12 protein-coding genes are annotated in these 17,642 nt (G+C 56.2%); 8 read left to right on the top strand and 4 right to left on the bottom strand.

Features of this window, described 5'->3' with window-relative positions; translation table 11 throughout:
* Nucleotides 1-116 precede the first annotated feature (116 nt).
* From H9L05_RS11385 to H9L05_RS26090, 5 genes are all read left to right on the top strand, one after another.
* Nucleotides 117-464, top strand: coding sequence for a carboxypeptidase-like regulatory domain-containing protein (locus H9L05_RS11385; protein ID WP_187731108.1), 348 nt, complete (start codon nucleotides 117-119; stop codon nucleotides 462-464).
* A gap of 26 nt (nucleotides 465-490) precedes the next feature.
* Nucleotides 491-2,314 carry an outer membrane beta-barrel protein gene (locus H9L05_RS11380; RefSeq protein ID WP_187731107.1) on the top strand — a complete coding sequence of 608 codons (1,824 nt, stop codon included), beginning with the start codon at nucleotides 491-493 and terminating at the stop codon, nucleotides 2,312-2,314.
* Nucleotides 2,315-2,355: 41 nt separating this feature from the next.
* The gene (locus H9L05_RS11375) at nucleotides 2,356-2,982 is read left to right on the top strand and encodes an outer membrane beta-barrel protein (protein WP_187731106.1); all 627 of its coding nucleotides are present in this window, start codon (nucleotides 2,356-2,358) and stop codon (nucleotides 2,980-2,982) included.
* Nucleotides 2,983-3,161: 179 nt separating this feature from the next.
* A complete protein-coding gene (locus tag H9L05_RS11370; RefSeq protein WP_187731105.1) occupies nucleotides 3,162-4,847 on the top strand; it encodes a lytic transglycosylase domain-containing protein in 1,686 nt (561 codons plus the stop codon).
* A 131-nt stretch (nucleotides 4,848-4,978) separates the two neighbouring features.
* Nucleotides 4,979-5,437 (top strand): LysM peptidoglycan-binding domain-containing protein, encoded by a 459-nt coding sequence (locus tag H9L05_RS26090; RefSeq protein ID WP_187731104.1) that lies wholly within the window; start codon nucleotides 4,979-4,981, stop codon nucleotides 5,435-5,437.
* 111 nt (nucleotides 5,438-5,548) lie between these two features.
* Here H9L05_RS26090 and H9L05_RS11360 read toward each other — a convergent pair whose 3' ends face one another.
* Nucleotides 5,549-6,616, bottom strand: coding sequence for a fatty acid desaturase family protein (locus tag H9L05_RS11360; RefSeq protein ID WP_187731103.1), 1,068 nt, complete (start codon nucleotides 6,614-6,616; stop codon nucleotides 5,549-5,551).
* A 240-nt stretch (nucleotides 6,617-6,856) separates the two neighbouring features.
* On the opposite strand from H9L05_RS11360, the gene dnaE reads away from it, so the two are divergent.
* Nucleotides 6,857-10,570, top strand: a complete 3,714-nt coding sequence (dnaE, locus tag H9L05_RS11355) for a DNA polymerase III subunit alpha (RefSeq protein WP_187731102.1) — start codon at nucleotides 6,857-6,859, stop codon at nucleotides 10,568-10,570.
* Between the two features lie 905 nt (nucleotides 10,571-11,475).
* On the top strand, nucleotides 11,476-11,808 hold the full coding sequence (gene trxA, locus H9L05_RS11350; RefSeq protein ID WP_084446370.1) for a thioredoxin: 333 nt from the start codon (nucleotides 11,476-11,478) through the stop codon (nucleotides 11,806-11,808).
* Nucleotides 11,809-11,886: 78 nt separating this feature from the next.
* On the opposite strand, the gene H9L05_RS11345 is transcribed toward trxA, so the two are convergent.
* The 3 genes from H9L05_RS11345 to H9L05_RS11335 form a co-directional block, all read right to left on the bottom strand.
* Nucleotides 11,887-12,849: an energy transducer TonB gene (locus tag H9L05_RS11345; RefSeq protein WP_187731101.1), complete on the bottom strand. Its 963-nt coding sequence runs from the start codon at nucleotides 12,847-12,849 to the stop codon at nucleotides 11,887-11,889.
* Between the two features lie 125 nt (nucleotides 12,850-12,974).
* Nucleotides 12,975-13,439, bottom strand: a complete 465-nt coding sequence (locus H9L05_RS11340; RefSeq protein WP_187731100.1) for an Lrp/AsnC ligand binding domain-containing protein — start codon at nucleotides 13,437-13,439, stop codon at nucleotides 12,975-12,977.
* Between the two features lie 460 nt (nucleotides 13,440-13,899).
* Nucleotides 13,900-16,104 carry a protein-disulfide reductase DsbD family protein gene (locus H9L05_RS11335; protein ID WP_187731099.1) on the bottom strand — a complete coding sequence of 735 codons (2,205 nt, stop codon included), beginning with the start codon at nucleotides 16,102-16,104 and terminating at the stop codon, nucleotides 13,900-13,902.
* Between the two features lie 201 nt (nucleotides 16,105-16,305).
* On the opposite strand from H9L05_RS11335, the gene H9L05_RS11330 reads away from it, so the two are divergent.
* Nucleotides 16,306-17,637 (top strand): hemolysin family protein, encoded by a 1,332-nt coding sequence (locus H9L05_RS11330; protein ID WP_187731098.1) that lies wholly within the window; start codon nucleotides 16,306-16,308, stop codon nucleotides 17,635-17,637.
* Nucleotides 17,638-17,642 lie beyond the last annotated feature (5 nt).

Below are 17,642 nucleotides of genomic sequence, written 5' to 3'. Positions count from 1 at the left end.
TTTAAACGTGATTTACGTGCCCAGCTTGGCGGGAAAAATGATAGCCATTTTACTTTCTGATTAAACCTTCCTCCTTGCCGGGCGTCTACGCCCGCATTACCCCTGATCTATCGATTATGAGAAAGGCGCTACGCCTGCTGCTCGGCTTCTGGCTGACCTTCACCGCGACCAACGTTTTCGCCCAAAACCAAACCGTAAGTGGCCGCGTGCTGGATGCCGCCGACCAGTCGGGGCTGCCGGGCGCCAACGTGCTGCTTATCCACCTCCCCGACTCCGCCAAGCAAGGCGTGGCCACCGATCCGGGGGGCAATTTTTCCTTTACGGAGGTAGCGCCGGGGCGGTATCTGCTCACCATCTCCTTTGTCAGCTACCAAACCCAGCGCCGGCCCGTCACAGTAGCTGGCTCGCCGGTGGTATTGGGGGGAATTTTGCTGGGCTCCAGTCAGATAAAGCTGGGGAAGTAGAGGTAACGGGCCGCGCCGCTGCCGCTGTGCAGAAAGGCGACACGGCCGAGTTCAACGCCCGTGCGTTCAAAACCAACCCCGACGCCAACGCCCAGGACCTCGTAACCAAGATGCCCGGCGTAACCGTGCAGGATGGCCGCGTACAGGCCCAGGGCGAGAATGTGCAGCGCATTCTGGTAGACGGCAAGCCCTTTTTCGGCGACGACCCCGACGCGGTGCTGAAGAACATTCCGGCTGAGATGATTGATAAGATTCAGGTGCTGGACCGGCAGAGCGAGCAGTCGCAGTTTTCGGGTTTCAACGACGGCAACACCGAGAAAACCATCAACATCGTAACCAAGCCGGAGTTCAAGACCGGGCAGTTTGGGCGCTTTGTGGCCGGCGCCGGACCGGAGCGCTACCGCGTGAGCGGCAACTACAACTCCTTCGAGGGCGACCGGCGCTTATCAGTGGTGGCCCAATCGAACAATATCAACGAGCAAAACTTTGCCACCGATGACCTGCTGGGCGTAGCCAGCAGCTCCGGCGGCGGCGGCAACCGGGGCGGTGGCGGACGCCCTGGCGGCGGTGGTCGTCCGGGCGGCGGGCCCGGAGGTGGAGGCAACAACGCCGGCGACTTTCTGGTGAGCCCCAGCGGCGGTATCTCCACCACGCATGCCATTGGCCTGAACTACTCCGACGTGTGGAACAAGAAAACGCAGGTCACGGGCAGTTACTTTTTCAATCTGTCGGAGAACCGGGCCAACACCAACCTGTTCCGTCAGTTTGCCTTGTCCGATGTGGGCGCCAACCAGACGTATTCAGAAAACTCCCTAACGACGAGTCGTAACATCAATCACCGCTTCAATCTGCGCCTGGAGCACAAGATCGACTCGGCCAATTCCATTCTTTTCCGGCCGCGCCTGTCGTTGCAGCAAAACCGCGGCAACAGCAACCTCGATGGCTTCACGGCCGCCGATGACATAAGCAGCAGCAACGTGCTCAGCGACTATCGCTCCGCGCTTACGGGCCTCAACTCCAACAACGACCTGCTCTATCGTCACCGCTTCCATAAGCCTGGGCGCACGATGTCGGCAAATGCTACGCTCAATTATAACCAGAAGCAGGGCGACAACAACCTGCTAACACGGTCCGAAACCGATTCGCTCAATCAGTTTTCAACCCTGGATCAGAGTGGCTGGAACCTGGGCACGCGCCTGGAGTACACCGAGCCGCTGAGCAAGCAGGACCAGTTGCAATTCAACTATACGCTGGCTTATACTCCTAACGACTCCGACAAGCGCACCTTCGACTTCGTGGATGACACGGGCGAGTACGCCGAGCTAAACCCGGCGCTGAGCAACGTGTTCACCAACACATACCTCACGCAGGGCCTAGGCGTCAGCTTCCGCCACCAAACCAAAGATTTGCAGGTAATGGTGGGTGCATCGGGTCAGAAGGCCGACTTGCGCAGCGACCAGGAGTTCCCGCTGACGACCAGCCTCAACCGCTCGTTTTATAATTTCCTGCCCAACGCCATGTTGCGCTACAACTTCTCGCGAGAGAAAAATCTGCGCTTCTTTTATCGCTCTAGTACGCCGCCGCCCTCCATCGGGCAGCTGCAGGAAGTAGTTAACAACGCCAATCCCTTACAGCTTACCACCGGCAACCCGGCCCTAGAGCAGCAAACCCAGCACTCAGCCAATATCCGCTACTCGGCTGCTCAGCCCGGCAAATCGACTACTTTCTTCGCGCTGCTGCTCGGCAATTTTACGGATAACTATATCACCAACAGCACTTTCATTGCTACCGAAGACACGGAGCTGGAGCTGAACGGCGGCGTGGTGCGCCTGCCCGCTGGGGGCAATTAACGCGGCCCATCAACCTGGGACAGCAGTACAATTTCCGCGGCGTGCTTAGCTACGGGATGCCGGTGGGCTTTATTAAGTCGAACCTCAACCTGAACGCTACGGCCGGCTACAGCCGCACGCCCGGCTTGATCAACGATGTGATCAACTACTCCCAAACGCCCACGCTGGGCTTGGGCGCGGTAGTGAGCAGCAACATCAGCGAGCGGCTGGACTTCACGGTTTCGTCGAACTCCAACTTCAGCCGGGCCCGCAACACGGCCCGTACGCAGCTGAATACCAATTATTTCACCCAGAACAGCCAACTGCGCTTCAATTGGATTGTGGGCAATGGCTTCACCCTCCAAACCGACCTCACGCACCGCTACAACGGCGGCTTGGCCGCAGGCTTCAATCAGCAGTATGCCCTCTGGAATGCCAGCATCGGCAAGAAGATATTCGAGAAGCAGCGCGGCGAAATCCGCCTCTACGCCTTCGATATGCTGGGCCAGAACCGTAGCATTCAGCGCAACGTGACGGAAGCCTACATCGAGGATACGCGCACCGATATTTTGCAGCGCTATTTTATGGTGATGTTCACGTACAATCTGCGCAGCGGCACTGGCAGCCCAAGTGGCGCTGGTGAGCGTCCGGATCGTGGCGGCCCAGGTGGCGCCGGTTCGCCGCGTTAGCCTTACTCTTATAAAAAAGCCCCCAGCAGCCAGCAGCTGTTGGGGGCTTTTTGCGCCTTGTGGCCGGCTTGTTTCGCCTAAGTATGCGACGCTTAAAACATATTTTCGCAACAGATTTGCCTTCTTTGTAAGATAATCCCGGTAGCCAAGCGTTACTGATCGTGTACTCAACTTATCTGATGAACAAAAGAATAATTCTGCTGCTCTTGTGGGTGCTGCCCCTGCTGGCGGGTGCTCAAAGCGTAACGGTACCGTCCGAGCTAGCTTTTGGAGGCATGCGCCTTCGCCTGACAAATGGTGGCCAGCAGGCAGTGCAGCAAAAAGTGGACGCCCTGCGCCGCCATCAGCCCTCCTTTCAGGCCCGCGTCGATTTGGCCGACGCCTACTTTCCGCTGATTGACCGTACGTTTCAGGCCGAGGGAATCCCACTGGATTTTCGCTACCTGGCGTTGCAGGAAAGCGGTTTGCAGGGCGAAGCCCAATCTATTCACGATGCGGTGGGCTACTGGCAGTTCAAGCGCGAGTCGGCGACGGAGCTGGGCGTGCAGGTAGATGGCACTGTGGATGAGCGCAAGCACATTGTAGCTTCCTCGCGCGGCGCGGCGGCTTATTTTAAGCGCAACAATGCCACGTTTCGCAACTGGCTAAATACGCTGCTCAGCTACAACCTCGGCCTGACCGGCACCAAGCCCTACACGCTGCCCACCGATGTAGGCGCGACGGAGATGGAGATTTCCGAAAAAACGCACCCCTACATTCTCACCTTTCTGGCGCACAAAGTAGCCTACGAGCCCGCCGTAGGCCAAAATCCGCAGCCGCCCATGCTGCTACAGGAGTTTCCGGTGCAGCCGGGCCAGCGTCTTGAGGCGTTAGCGCAAACCCTGCAAGCCGACCCTGCCGACCTGGCCCGCCACAATTATTGGCTTTCCCGCGGCAGCGCCGTGCCGGCCGGCAAAGCCTACACCATGCTGGTGCCCATCACGGATGAGTTGCAGCGCACTGCTTTGCTCGCCAATCAGCGCACGGCCACCGCTGGCCAGCTTCTCTCCCAGCCCGAAATAGACCCCGAAAATGCTGATTTTGTGCGTATCAATGGGTTGCGCGCCATTGTGGCCCTGCCCGGTGATACCAAGGAAAGCCTGGCGCGCCGGGCCAATCTGAAGATGAAGCGCTTCATGCAGTACAACGATTTGTATGCGTTTGACAACATTGTAGTGGGCCAGCCTTATTTCGTGCAGAAGAAGCGGGATAAGTCGTCGGTGCAATACCACGTGGCTCAGCCAGGCGAAACCGTGACTACTGTTGGCCAGAAATACGGCATGCGTACCCGGGCTATTCTGGCCAAAAACCGGATGCGCCGCACGGAGGAGCTACGGCCCGGCCGCATGCTCTGGCTCCAGTTTACGCGTCCGCGCGAAGTAGCGGTGGAGTACGTGGACAGTCAGGATTCGAGGGCTTTGGCGGCTTTTGAGCGCCCGGTAAGTGGGTCAGCCACAGCCTCCGCAACTACGCCGCAACCGGCGCCGGCTACTCCCCGCCGCATTCTTACGCCCAAAGCGAAAACCCCTGCTGAGACTGCCCCGACAGAACCCGTTGAGCAGGCCACCATTCTAGAAGAGCCACAGGCAGATAGCGTAGTAATTGCGGATGCCACGCCAACCCCGGCAGCCGCGCCGGTAACCAAGGAAGCCGCAGATTTGCCCCCCACAGCAGCCACGCCCGATACAAGCCGAGTAAAGTCTCAGCCAGTCGTTCCTGCACAAGCTACTACCGCCGACACGGTTCAGGCTGCCAGCCAAAATTTGCCCCCAGCCAGGTTCAGGACACGACGCGCACGCCCGCAGCCGATACCACCGAGCCAGTAGTAAAAAACCCTGGTCAGGTAGTATTGCGCGATTTGCCCACGTCCGCTAAACCAGCGCCTGCGAAACCAGCGCCTACCAAATCAACCCCAGCCGCAACTGCGCCTGCACCCCGGCCAGCCCCGGCCAGCCCCGTGATTACCGAAACCACTGAGGTTTTGGATGTGCCTGCCAGTGGTCAGCATATTGTGCAAAAAAGCGAGTCGCTGTACAGCATAGCCCGGCGCTACGGTTTGCGCCCCGCCGACCTGGCTACCTGGAATAATTTGCCCCCCAACGCTGCTTTGAGCCTGGGGCAAACACTGCGCGTAGTGCCCACGGCGGCAGCACCCGCACTAAAACCCGCTGCACCAGCCACGCCCAGCCCAGCAGCCCCCCGACCAACAACGACCCCAGCAAAGCCAGCCCAGGCAGCAACGACCGCACCAGCTGCTACCACCGGCCCCATACGCCACACCGTAGCCGCCGGCGAGTCGATGTACGCCATTTCGCGCAAGTACGGCGTCACGATCAAGCAGATTATGGAGTGGAATAATAAGCCCGATTTCAACGTACGGCCCGGCGAAGTCCTGACTATTCGCGCCACAAAGTAGGTCTTTGCAGAAACCAGTTTAACAAAAAAGGACGGCGCAGCGCCGTCCTTTTTTGTTGTTTTAAATAAGTGCTTAGTCATCTCCGCTATGTAGCGCGAAACGAAGCGGCGGTTACTTGGCGTAAGCCAGCTCGGGCTCAACGAAGCGCACCGTCCGGGATTTTAGCATTTCAACAACTTGTTCGTCGCTCTTGTATCGGTCGCCGACGTTTACGAAGTGTTTGGCCATCAGGTCGTAGCGCTTGGTCATGAGCCAGGCAAAGAGGTGCAGCCAATGAATTCCTTCAAACACGATAGCATCATTCTGCACGTATTTGGGCAGCGTTTTCAGGAAATGGTTGGGGTGCTCCGTCCAGTGCAGGGCGGGGCGCACGTGGTGGCTGGTGTGGTAGCCGTCGTTCCAGCACTTATGGTTGTACTTGGTATTCAGGCACGTTACGCTGTTGTGGTAGGCGTTGGCCGGATCAATGGGGTTCACGAAGGCATGCTGCGTCCAGTTGCCGAGCATCATTACCACCCGTGAAATGATGAAGGGCAGGATAAACACCGCGAACGTAGCCGGGAAGTTCACGAAGCTCAGCCCAATGCACCAAGCGAAAAACGCCACCTCGCCCCGAACCGACTTGAAGTAGAACTTCTTTTTCTTTTTGCGGTCGAAGTAAGACAGCAAACGGAAGATTCCAACGGTGACAAAGTCGCCCAGATACTGCAAAAAGCCCCCCAGCGAGTCGCGCTGGTAGCTCATAGTGGAGCTGGTGTCCTCGGGCATGTTGTTCTCGGCGTGGTGCATACCCATGTGGTGGGTATAATACGTTTCCGGCGTTTGCCCAAATAACGGCCCGATAACCCACGGAATGCACATATTTAGCCAGTCGTGCTCTTTTTTGAACAGCGGCCGATGGCAAACGCAGTGCAGCATCAACCCGAAAGGGCCTTTGAAGGTGACGTTGTTCAGAAAATGGTACAGCACTGCCGCCGACCACCAGATCCAGTTAGGCAGACCTGGGATGTAGAGCAGAATTGCCAGCGGAATAAGGGTGAGCGTAATATTGAAAAGCAGCCGCGCAAACGGCAAGTCACGCTCATCCTGGCAAACCTTCAACAGCTGCATTTCCAGCCACGAGTAGGCAGCAGGCTTTTGATAAACCGGGTCGGTGAGGACGGCGGGGAGTGATTTCATAGTTGTTAATAGGTGTCAGGCATCCGGTTCAAATACGAAATTTCATTCCGCGGGAGCAAGTTAGCTATGCCAACACGCATAACGGCGGGTTAGTTAGAATCTATACGCGCAGCGGCAGCCACTGGGCGAGTTGGGGGCATTTTTATGTCACTGATTATCAACCAGACGGCTCTTTTAACTTCCAACTCCGGCCGGGCTTGGGTATCTTTACTAATTACTCCTCTGCTTAAAATACTTGCCATGCCTACGTTTTCCCACCTTCATTGCCACACCCAATACTCCCTGCTCGACGGGCAGGCCAGCATTGCGAAGCTCATGAAAAAGGCCCAGGAAGATGGCATGCCCGCCGTAGCCCTCACCGACCACGGCAACATGTTCGGCGCCTTCAACTTCGTAGCCGAGGCCAATAAGTACAACGTGAAGCCCATCGTGGGCTGCGAGTTTTACCTGGTCGAAGACCGCCACAAGAAAACCTTCAGCAAGGAGAAGGGTGAAAAGGACAAGCGTTATCATCAGTTGCTGCTGGCCAAGGACCAGGCCGGCTACCATAACCTGAGCAAGCTGTGCTCGATGAGCTTCATTGAGGGTGTGTACTCCAAGTTTCCGCGCATCGACCGCGAGCTGCTGGAGCAGTACCACGAAGGCCTGATTGCGACCAGCTGCTGCATCGGGGCCGAGATTCCTCAAACTATCCTGTTTAAATCGGAAGAGGAAGCCGAGGAGAAGCTGAAGTGGTGGCTGGATCTGTTCGGCGATGATTATTACATCGAAATTCAGCGGCACGGGCTCATGAACTTCGACGGCACGGGCAAAAGTCAGGAAGACGTGAATCAGGTGCTGCTCGGCTTCGCCCAGAAGCACGGCGTTAAGGTTATCTGCACCAACGACTCGCACTACGTGGACCAAACCGACTATGCGGCCCACGACCTGCTGCTGTGCGTGAACACCGGCGAGGAGCATAGCAACCCAGTAGGTGATGTTCAAACGCAGTATTACACGCTAATGACCGGCAAGGGCGAGGTGAAGTACGACCTGCTCGACAACCTGCGCCGCGACTACAGCCGCGACGAGCGTGCCCAGAAGCAGCTGCGCCGCATTGATGAGGAGTTGCAGAAACCCAAGCCCCACACCCGCTTCGGCTTCGCCAACGACCAGTTCTTCTTCAAGACCCAGGCGCAGATGAACGAGCTATTCAAGGACGTGCCGGAGAGCGTGGACAACACCAACGAGATTGTTGACAAAATAACGCCCCCCAAGCTCCAGCGCGACATTCTGCTGCCCAATTTTCCTATTCCCGCGCCCTTCGCCAACGCCGACGAATTTCTGCGCGAGCTAACGTACGTGGGGGCCTTTGGGCCGGGTGCCGGCAATGGCACCGTGACCATGACCAAGCCGCCGCGCTACGCCGAGCGCACGCCCGAAATCGAGGAGCGGCTTGATTATGAGTTGCGCATCATCCAGACCATGGGCTTTGCGGGCTACTTTCTGATTACGCAGGACTTTATCAACCATGGCCGCAGCATGGGCGTGGCGGTGGGGCCGGGCCGGGGCTCGGCGGCGGGCTCGGCGGTGGCCTATTGCGTGGGTATCACCAACATTGACCCCATCAAGTACTCCCTGCTGTTCGAGCGTTTCCTGAACCCGGAGCGCGTGTCCATGCCCGATATCGACATTGACTTCGATGACGTGAATCGGCAGAAAGTTATTGACTATGTGGTAAATAAGTACGGCAAGACGCAGGTGGCCCAGATTATCACCTTCGGTACCATGGCTGCCAAGTCTAGTATCAAAGACGTGGCGCGGGCCATGGAGCTGGCCTTGCCCCAGACCAACGACCTCACCAAAATGGTCCCCGACCAGGTAGGCACCACCCTGACCAAGGCCTTCGCCGAAAACCAGGAGCTGGACATGATTCGGCGCGACGAGAGCCCCGATAACCTGCGCGGTCAGATTCTGCGCCTGGCTACCCAGCTCGAAGGCTCGGTGCGCAACACGGGCATTCACGCCGCCGGCATCATCATCGCGCCCGACGACATTACGAAGTACATTCCGGTCGCGACTTCCAAGGAATCGGAGCTGCTCATCACCCAGTTCGACGGCAAGGTGATTGAGTCGGCGGGTATGCTGAAGATGGACTTTTTGGGCCTTAAAACCCTGACCATCATTGTGGATGCCCTGCGGCTGATTGAGAAAAACCACGGCATCAAAATCGACATCGACGACATTCCGCTCGACGACGAGAAAACCTACGCCCTCTACCAGCGCGGCGACACCATCGGCACCTTCCAGTTTGAATCGGAAGGTATGCGTCAGTACCTCAAGGACTTGAAACCGACGAACATTGAGGACCTGATTGCCATGAACGCCTTGTACCGGCCCGGCCCGATGCAGTTCATCCCGAACTTCATCAACCGCAAGCACGGTCGCGAGGAAGTAGTATATCCACACGAGCTGCTGCGCCCCATCCTGGAGTACAGCCAGGGCATCATGGTGTACCAAGAGCAGATCATGCAGACGGCCCAGATTCTGGCCGGCTACTCCCTCGGCGGCGCCGACCTTTTGCGCCGCGCCATGGGTAAGAAGGACATGAAAAAGATGGCCCTGGAGCGCGACAAGTTCATCGAAGGTGCTAAAAACCTTCACGGCATTGTGGCGAAGAAGGCCAATGAGGTGTTCGACGTGATGGAGAAGTTTGCCGAGTACGGTTTCAACCGCTCCCACTCCGCCGCCTACTCCGTGGTGGCATATCAGACTGGTTATCTGAAGGCTAACTACCCGGCTGAGTACATGGCCGCCGTGCTCACCAACAACATGGGCGATATCAAGAAGGTGACTTTCTTTATTGAGGAAGCCCGCAAGCAGGGCGTGGCCGTGCTCGGCCCCGACGTGAACGAAAGTCTGCTGAAATTCAACGTAAACCAGGAAGGAGCCATTCGCTTCGGCATGGGCGCAGTGAAAGGTGCCGGTGAACTGGCCGTGGAAAGCATCGTGCAGGAGCGGGAAAAAGGCGGGATCTACTCCGATGTGTTCGACTTCGCCAAGCGCGTAAACCTGCGCACCGTGAACAAGAAAACTTTCGAAAGTCTGGCCCAGGCCGGCGCATTCGACGACTTTGGCAAGCACCGCCGTTTGTACCTCGACGCCCCGTCCGGCGACCAGCCCCTTATCGAGAAGGCTATGAAGCTGGGGCAGCAGCACGCCGCCGCCAAGGAAAGCAGCCAGCACAGCCTGTTCGGCGCGTCAGCGTTTGGGGCGGTAGCCGCGCCGCTGCCCAAGATTCACGAAATGGAGCCTTGGAGCAAAACTGAGCAGCTACGCCGCGAAAAGGATGTGGTGGGTTTCTACCTTTCCGGCCACCCGCTGGACAGCTATAAGCTGGAGCTGGAAGCCTACTGCACCTGCGGCCTCGACGTGATTGACAACCACAAAAACAAAGAAATTGCCGTGGCTGGTCTCATCAACAACGTCTTGTTTAAGACCACGAAAATGGGCCAGCCTTTCTGCACGTTCACTCTGGAAGATTACGAGACGAGCATCAGCCCCGCGCTTTTCCGCGACGATTACACCAAATTTGCCCCCCTCATCAATCCCCGCAACTACCCCAACGAGCAGGTGCCGCCCATGTACGTTCGCCTCAAGCAGGAACTGCGCCGCCACACCCAGGATCAGTGGGATCTACGCATTATCTCGATGCACCCCCTGGCCGACATTGCCGAGAAGATGAGCAAAGGCGTGCGCGTCCGCCTGGATCTGCGCACCGTAACGGGTCCCATGATTGACCGGATAGAAGAAGCCATTGCCGCCGCGCCCGGCAAAAAGCGACTCGAAATTCAGTTTGCCGAGCCGCACGAGCATCTGGCAGTCGATATGTTCTCGCGCCGCTTCCAGATTGAGCCCAAAGCGTTTATCGACAAGATGCGCGAAATGGAAATGGACGCCTGCCAGTTGATATAACAGGCTAGGCTGAAGAGCAGCTTGGTACTAAAGGTGAGGAGGAACCGTGAAAAGTGCATCTTATTTTCACAGTTCCTCCTCTTTCATTTTAGATAGCTTATGAAACATATGATTTACCAGAAATTTATTTCTATTTCCTTATCAACTGCACTATCTCTGAGTCTGGCTTGCTGCCAGCCCAGCCGTCGGATAACGGTTCCTACTGAATATCATTCCGTGTCGACAGTATCAAGTCCAAGTGTGATTATGCCATCCCATGCCAATAGTCTGCGCCCTGTTGCGGCCCGGCCAAGCGTATCAGATCAGCCTGCTACATTTTCCTCTCGACCTATTTCCATACCACCCAAGCTACAGCCAGCGGTAAAGCGTTTTATTGCCAAGCCTTTTAAACCTGCTATCACTCGTGCCAGTCTGGCGACAAAACCAGTTCCTGTTAGGGTCATTAGTCAAGCACCCCATACGCTGGGGAGAGGATTAAGCATCACTGCTACGATTCTCGTTACCATAGTTCTGCTACTGGGAGCTGCTGCTTTTATCTATCTAGGCATACTTGTTCTTCATCTGGGTGCCATATTTAGTATTGTCGCTTTTCTATTTGCTTTAGCCGCCTTGCTCGGCGCGGGACGAGCGATTCGTAGACTAATAGTGCTTAATTGAAATGAATGCCTTTCGCATGAAAGGTTCTTGCTTCACTTTTCAACCGTTGGATTTTAGCAACAAATGACGACGGCGCGGTAGTAAGCAGGAGTCATTTGCTTGACTGATGCGCTATTGCTTACTGCATTCTCTACTATATCTACCAATCTGAACTTTCCGGCGTGCGGCTTGTTGAACTGCAATCTGCTACCTTGCGGCCCGTTTGCTCGTAAGCACTCAGATAACTACACCATTCAACCCCTACTATCATGGGACACAAAGCAATTGAGATCACCGATTCCAATTTTGAAGAAATAATCAACTCCGATAAGCCCGTGCTCGTGGATTTCTGGGCCGAGTGGTGCGGTCCGTGCCGCATGGTGGGTCCCGTAGTGGAGGAGTTGGCCGGCGAATACGAAGGCCGCGTCATTATCGGCAAAGTAGACGTTGACTCTAATCCGCAAACTTCCGCCAAGTTTGGCATCCGCAGCATCCCGACGCTGCTCGTGTTCAAAAACGGCCAGATTGTAGACAAGCAAGTAGGTGCCGTGCCGAAGCACGTATTGGCCCAGAAGCTGGATGCGCAGGTAACTGTGGCTTAAAGCTCTACCTTTAATAAAATAGAAAAAGCCCCCAGACTGAGTCTGGGGGCTTTTTTGCGTTTGGTATCAGCAGAGGGCTCAAAAGCCAGCGTCAGGATTGGTGGCGCGTGCTTCGATGGGTGGGCCTTGGGGCGGCAGCGTGTTGCCAAAAAGCGAGAAGCCGGGCGTGAAGTTGATGGCCAACGTGAACGTCATGGCCGTGGGCAGGTTGTACTCGCGGCCAGGCCGAAAAGCAGGCAGACCAGTTACGACGCGTCGGGCTTCGTTGTCGAGTTCGGGTGAGAGGCCGCGCACCACGCGCACATCACCCACCCGGCCATCTTCGCCTACGGTGTAACTCACGAATACCTGCCCTGTCAGATTGCGGCGTCGGGCTTCTTTGGGGTACTCCGTGGCCTGAGCGATGTGGCGGAGCAGCGCCGCTTCGCCGCCCGGAAACTCCGGCGGCTGCCGCTTTTGCGAAGCACCAGCCAAGGCATTTCCATCCGGCAAATAATACGTCAGGCTGAGCGTGCGGCCCGTGTACAGACGCTCAATGGCACTGAGTTGGCCGTTGTCGTGATAATAGCGCCATTCACCGTGGGGCTCGCCTTTCTGGTAGCTGCCTTCCGAGCGCTTTTGCCCGTTGCGATGTACGCTCAGCCACGGCCCTACCCGCTGCCCCAGCTCGTACTCGCCCCGGCTGCGCACACGCCCGTCTTCGTACCAGGCTACAAATAACCCCTGCGCCTTATTATCGCGAAAATGAACCTCGCTGGATTTGGCGCCCGTGGGGTAAAGCCACGTAAATACGCCATTGCGAACGGGCGGCTCGATGGCTGTGAGCGTGCCGCGCAGCAATAGCGTACCAACCAGTGAATATTCCCGTACGCCAAATTCTGTGTCGCTAAGCAAGTCTACCACTCGGTAATGCGTGGCGCTGTCGGGCACCGTTTCCTCATCGCGGGCATTCAGGTAGACCGCGGGTAGTGTTTGGGCCCGCGCATGTACGGGCAGACTTACCCAAGCGGCCAGAAACATAGCAACTGAAAGAGTTTTCATACCCACGAATCGCGGCGAAGTGATAAACGAATCTTTTGCCCAAACCATCGTTGCCTTCTTGCGCAAGGATCAATCCAATTCAAACTCAAGCGTAGAGCCTGCAAGCGGCCCGCACAGCGGGATGATTACAGCAGCTGAATGGAACGGTTCAAATTCTCTTCCAGGGAGATAAGGGTTTCGGTGCGCTCAATGCCCTCGATGAGCTGAACCTGGTCGTGAAGCACATCGCGCAGGTGCTGCGTATCGCGGCACACGATGCGAGCGAAGAAACCGTAGTTGCCGGTAGTGTAGTGAATACTGATGACCTCGGGGATCTTGCTGAGCAGCTTGGCTACGCTATCCGACACGGAGCTTTTGGTCAGATAAATCCCTAAGAAGGCGCTCACGCCATAGCCTAGTTTCTGATAATCAACGCGAAGCGTAGAGCCCAGCACAATACCTAGCTCCTCCATGCGGGCCATGCGCACGTGCACTGTGCCGCCAGACACATGCACTTTGCGGGCTATTTCGGTGTAGGGCATTTTCGCGTCAGCGATGAGTAGAGCGAGAATCTTGCGGTCTACATCGTCAAGTTCGTAATCACGAGCCATTTTTGCGGTCTTTCATTTATTAGATTGCAACAAAACTACTCATTTATTAAAAATACTGTAAATTTTATTGATAAAGCTTACCATATTTTTACTTTTCGGAAGCTTCTACTACATTTGTCATAATCAAACACGAAAGGTGGTTGAGCATCTTGTAGGATGATGGAATTGGTAGACATGCCCTCCTCTCTCGGGGGTAGAGATTCGGGAAAAACTGGTCCGGCGGCCGGCTAACTACTCTGTGAAGGTTCGAGCCCTTCTTCTACAGCTGATTGGGGATTTTATAGTGGGAAGGGAAGTACCGGGACGTATCTGGGTGGGTACGTTCTTAATTGAGAGGCTGCATCTGGGTGGGTGCAGCCTTTTTTATTTCCCTTTCAGCCAACTTCCTTCGGCTTAAGCTTCAGCAAAAAAGCCCCCAGAATGCGTCTGGAGGGCTTTTTTGCTGAAGCTATTTGCTTTTTTAGCGGGCGGCCATGGGTTGGGTTTGACGCCGGTATTGGGCGAGGCCCGCGTCCAGAAACTTCAGGAAATCGGCTACATCAGGCTCATAGGCGACCGGTGCTACTAAGGGCTGGTTGCCGGCCTCCGCATTGAGCAACACATAATACGGCTGGGCATTGACGCCATACTCTACTATCTGAAAGTCGGCGTTCTGCTTACCCAGCGTATTTTTCTTTTTGCTGTCGCGTCGGGAGATATACCACTCATTTTTAGGGAGTTCCTTTTTATCATCCACGTACAGCGCCACTACCACAAAGTCTTCGCGGAGGCGCTTGAGCACCTGCGGATCGCTCCAGACAGTGGCTTCCATTTTGCGGCAATTGACGCAGGCGTGACCCGTGAAGTCAATGAAGATGGGCTTCTTCTGGGCAATAGCGCAGCGCTTGGCCTGCTCCAGATCGAAGAATCCGGTCAGACCGTGAGGCAATTCCAGAAAGTCGGCGTAGAGGGGCGTTTCACAAAGCTTGTTGGCGGCGGTAGTAGCCAGTGGAGCGCCAGAATTGCCCCCCGAGGCGGCCAGCGTGAAGTCGCGGTTGGACTGCGGCGGCAAGTAGCCGGCCAGCAGCGGCAAGGGAGCGCCAAATAAGCCGGGCACCAGATAGGTCATAAAGCTGAACGCCAGAATAGCCAGCAGCAGGCGCGGTACGCTCAGGTGCGTGATTTCGCTGTCGTGGGAGAGTTTGAACTTGCCCAGCAGATACAAGCCCAGCAAAGCGGAAAGCACAATCCAGAGCACGAGGTACACGTCGCGGTTGAGCAGGCCCCAGTGATACGCCAAGTCGGCCATGCTCAAGAACTTGAGCGCCAGCATAAGCTCCACAAAGCCTAGCACGACTTTCACCGTATTAAGCCAGCCTCCGGAACGCGGCAGACTCTTCAGCCAGGAAGGAAATATGGCAAACAAGGTAAACGGCAGCGCAAAGGCCAGCGAGAATCCAAACATGCCGACTACCGGCATAATGGTTTCGCCGCGTGCCGCCAAACCAAGCACCGTGGCCACAATGGGCCCCGTGCACGAAAACGACACCAGCACCAGTGTGAATGCCATAAAAAATACGCCCAGCCAGCCGCCTTTATCAGCCTGAGCATCGGCTTTATTCACGAGTGCGTTGGGCAGCGTAATCTCGAACAGCCCTAAAAAGGACAAGCCAAAAATCACGAAGACTGCAAAGAATATAAGGTTCGGCAGCCAATGGGTCGCCATGAAGTTGGGGCCATCTTCACCCAGCAAACGCGCCACGATAACACCGATAATGGTGTAAATCAGGATGATAGACAAGCCGTAGACTAACGCTTTCAGGATGCCCCGCGCCCGGCTGTCGGTGCCGCCGGTGAAGAACGAAACCGTCATGGGCACCATCGGAAATACGCAGGGCGTGATAAGCGCGGCCAAGCCCGAGAAGAAGGCCAAAACGCCAAATCCCCACATACTGCCGGTGCCCGAAGCATCGGTGGCCGGGGCAGCGGCACCTACCGACGCAGTAGTGACGGAAGCCGCTGGTGCTACTACGGCGGCCTGGGCGGCCGTAGCTGGCGGCGTAGGCGACAAGTCGGCGGCCGGCTCTTCTGCCTCAGCAGGTGCGGCGGCTGGAATTGAGGGGTTTTTGCCCCCCGCATTCAGTCCGGCGGAGGCAGATGAGGTGCTGGCCGGAGGAGCCACGGCGCCCGTACCGGCGGGAGCACCAGCTACTTCAATGGGGCCAAAAGTGAGCGTTTCATCGCCCGGAATGCAGCGGCCATCTACGTCGGTGCAGGTTTGGTATTCTACGTCGGCTTTGATGGTCAATGGGCCGGGCTGCAACAGCTTGATGCGCTGGCGGATCTGGCCGGTCTTTTCAAAGTAGGTGATGTCGCCGCCGAATACGTCGTCATATTTCTTCTTGGAGTTTACCGACTTTGGTTTGCCAACTACCGTGTAAGCCGCGCTTTTGGGGAAGGTGAACGCAAAAACCGTGGGGCCGAGGTCGGGGTCGAAATCGGTGGCGTAGAGGTGCCAGGTGTCGCTCATCTTGGCATTCACGATCAGCTCTATCTCGTCGCCTACTTTCGCGGTCGGCTGGCTGACGGCCGTAGAAAGCTTGGTAGGTGTGAGCACCTGGGCTATCGAACTCGCGCCAGCGAGCAGAAGGAGGAGCAGGGAAAGCAGAATTCGGTGAGGCAGCATAAGATGATAATCAGTTCGAAGGCAAACAAAGTTCGGTAGGAAGTGTCACACTTTCGCCGACGGGGGTTGCGCCCCCATTTACGCCATCTGATTTTGCCCCCCAGCCACTAATATGATCGGAGCCCAAACTGCTTGGACAGAATCTCGTACTTTTGTAGTTATATAGGAGACTTGGCCGCGTGAGCCGAAGTTTCCGACACTATGGCCTTAAATATTCTTCTTACCATTTTGCTGGTGTTAGCGAATGGTTTTTTCGTAGCAGCCGAATTCGCTATTGTCAAAGTACGCGCCTCGCAAATAGATATCCGGGCGCAAGAGGGCAACCGCTTTGCGAAGGTAACGCAGGGCATTCTGGCTCATCTGGATGCTTACTTATCCGCTACTCAGCTCGGCATTACCCTAGCTTCGCTGGGCTTAGGCTGGATTGGTGAAGGCGTTGTTTCGCAGATCATTATCGCCTTTATGGAGCTCGTTGGCTTCCAGGCTGACCCTGAATTAGCGCACCGCATTGCGCTGCCAACATCGTTTGCGGTTATTACCGTGCTGCACATCGTTTTTGGTGAGCTGGCTCCCAAGTCGCTCGCTATTCAGCGGCCCGAGACGGTGAGCTTGTTTGTGGCGCTGCCCATGCAGTTTTTCTATTTCGTATTCCGGCCTTTTATCTGGGTACTGAATGGACTGTCGAATTTCTTCCTGAAGCTCATTGGCGTTACGCCCATTCACGGCTCAGAGGTGCATACGGCCGAAGAGCTTCGCATGCTGCTCGACCAGAGCAAGCAGAGCGGTGAAATTCAGGATTCGGAGCACGAGCTGATCGAAAATGTCTTTCAGTTCAATGATCGGATGGTGAAGCAGATTATGGTGCCTCGCACCAAGATTGCCGCCATCGACATAAATGCCCCCCAGGACGAGGTACTTGAAACGGTGTACAGCGAGGGCTATTCGCGCATTCCGGTGTACGAAGGCTCCATCGACAACATCGTGGGGATTCTCTACGTGAAGGATCTGCTTCAGCTGATTCGGCGAAACGAATCGGTGGAGCTGGCCAAGATTATGCGGCCGGCTTACTTCGTACCGGAAACCAAGAAAATCAACCGCCTGCTGCGTCAATTCCAGCGCAAGCACATGCATATTGCCATCGTTTCTGATGAGTTTGGCGGCGTGTCGGGTATCGTTACCATCGAGGATATTATCGAGGAACTGGTCGGCGAAATTCAGGACGAGTACGATAACGAAGTGCCTGTGGTAGAGAAAGTATCGGCCGATGAGTACCGGGTGAATACGTCTACGGCCATTTCGGATGCCAACGAATACCTCCCCTACCCGCTGCCCGAAGGCGACGACTACGAAACCGTTGGCGGCTTGCTGAACATGATTTATGGCAACATCCCGGAAGTAAACGACGTGGCCGTGGTCGATAACTACGAGTTCCGGGTACTCAAGCGCTCCCGCCGCGCCGTGGAGCTGGTGCAGCTCCGCGTTATCACCACCGCCGAGCGTGAGGCCGAAGCCGATGAAGCACTTAACCTCTAAAGCTA

The organism is Hymenobacter qilianensis (genome assembly GCF_014489555.1).
Classification (GTDB): domain Bacteria; phylum Bacteroidota; class Bacteroidia; order Cytophagales; family Hymenobacteraceae; genus Hymenobacter; species Hymenobacter qilianensis.
The sequence above is the reverse complement of the archived record's forward strand: the minus strand, read 5'-3'. Positions and strand labels throughout refer to the sequence as shown.

Excerpts from the sequence above, each read along its gene's own strand:
- dnaE (WP_187731102.1), top strand. The coding sequence starts at position 6,857 with ATGCCTACGTTTTCCCACCTTCATTGCCACACCCAATACTCCCTGCTC.
- H9L05_RS11335 (WP_187731099.1), bottom strand. The coding sequence starts at position 16,104 with ATGCTGCCTCACCGAATTCTGCTTTCCCTGCTCCTCCTTCTGCTCGCT.
- H9L05_RS11330 (WP_187731098.1), top strand. The coding sequence starts at position 16,306 with ATGGCCTTAAATATTCTTCTTACCATTTTGCTGGTGTTAGCGAATGGT.
- H9L05_RS11340 (WP_187731100.1), bottom strand. The coding sequence starts at position 13,439 with ATGGCTCGTGATTACGAACTTGACGATGTAGACCGCAAGATTCTCGCT.
- H9L05_RS11385 (WP_187731108.1), top strand. The coding sequence starts at position 117 with ATGAGAAAGGCGCTACGCCTGCTGCTCGGCTTCTGGCTGACCTTCACC.
- trxA (WP_084446370.1), top strand. The coding sequence starts at position 11,476 with ATGGGACACAAAGCAATTGAGATCACCGATTCCAATTTTGAAGAAATA.
- H9L05_RS11345 (WP_187731101.1), bottom strand. The coding sequence starts at position 12,849 with ATGAAAACTCTTTCAGTTGCTATGTTTCTGGCCGCTTGGGTAAGTCTG.
- H9L05_RS11370 (WP_187731105.1), top strand. The coding sequence starts at position 3,162 with ATGAACAAAAGAATAATTCTGCTGCTCTTGTGGGTGCTGCCCCTGCTG.
- H9L05_RS11360 (WP_187731103.1), bottom strand. The coding sequence starts at position 6,616 with ATGAAATCACTCCCCGCCGTCCTCACCGACCCGGTTTATCAAAAGCCT.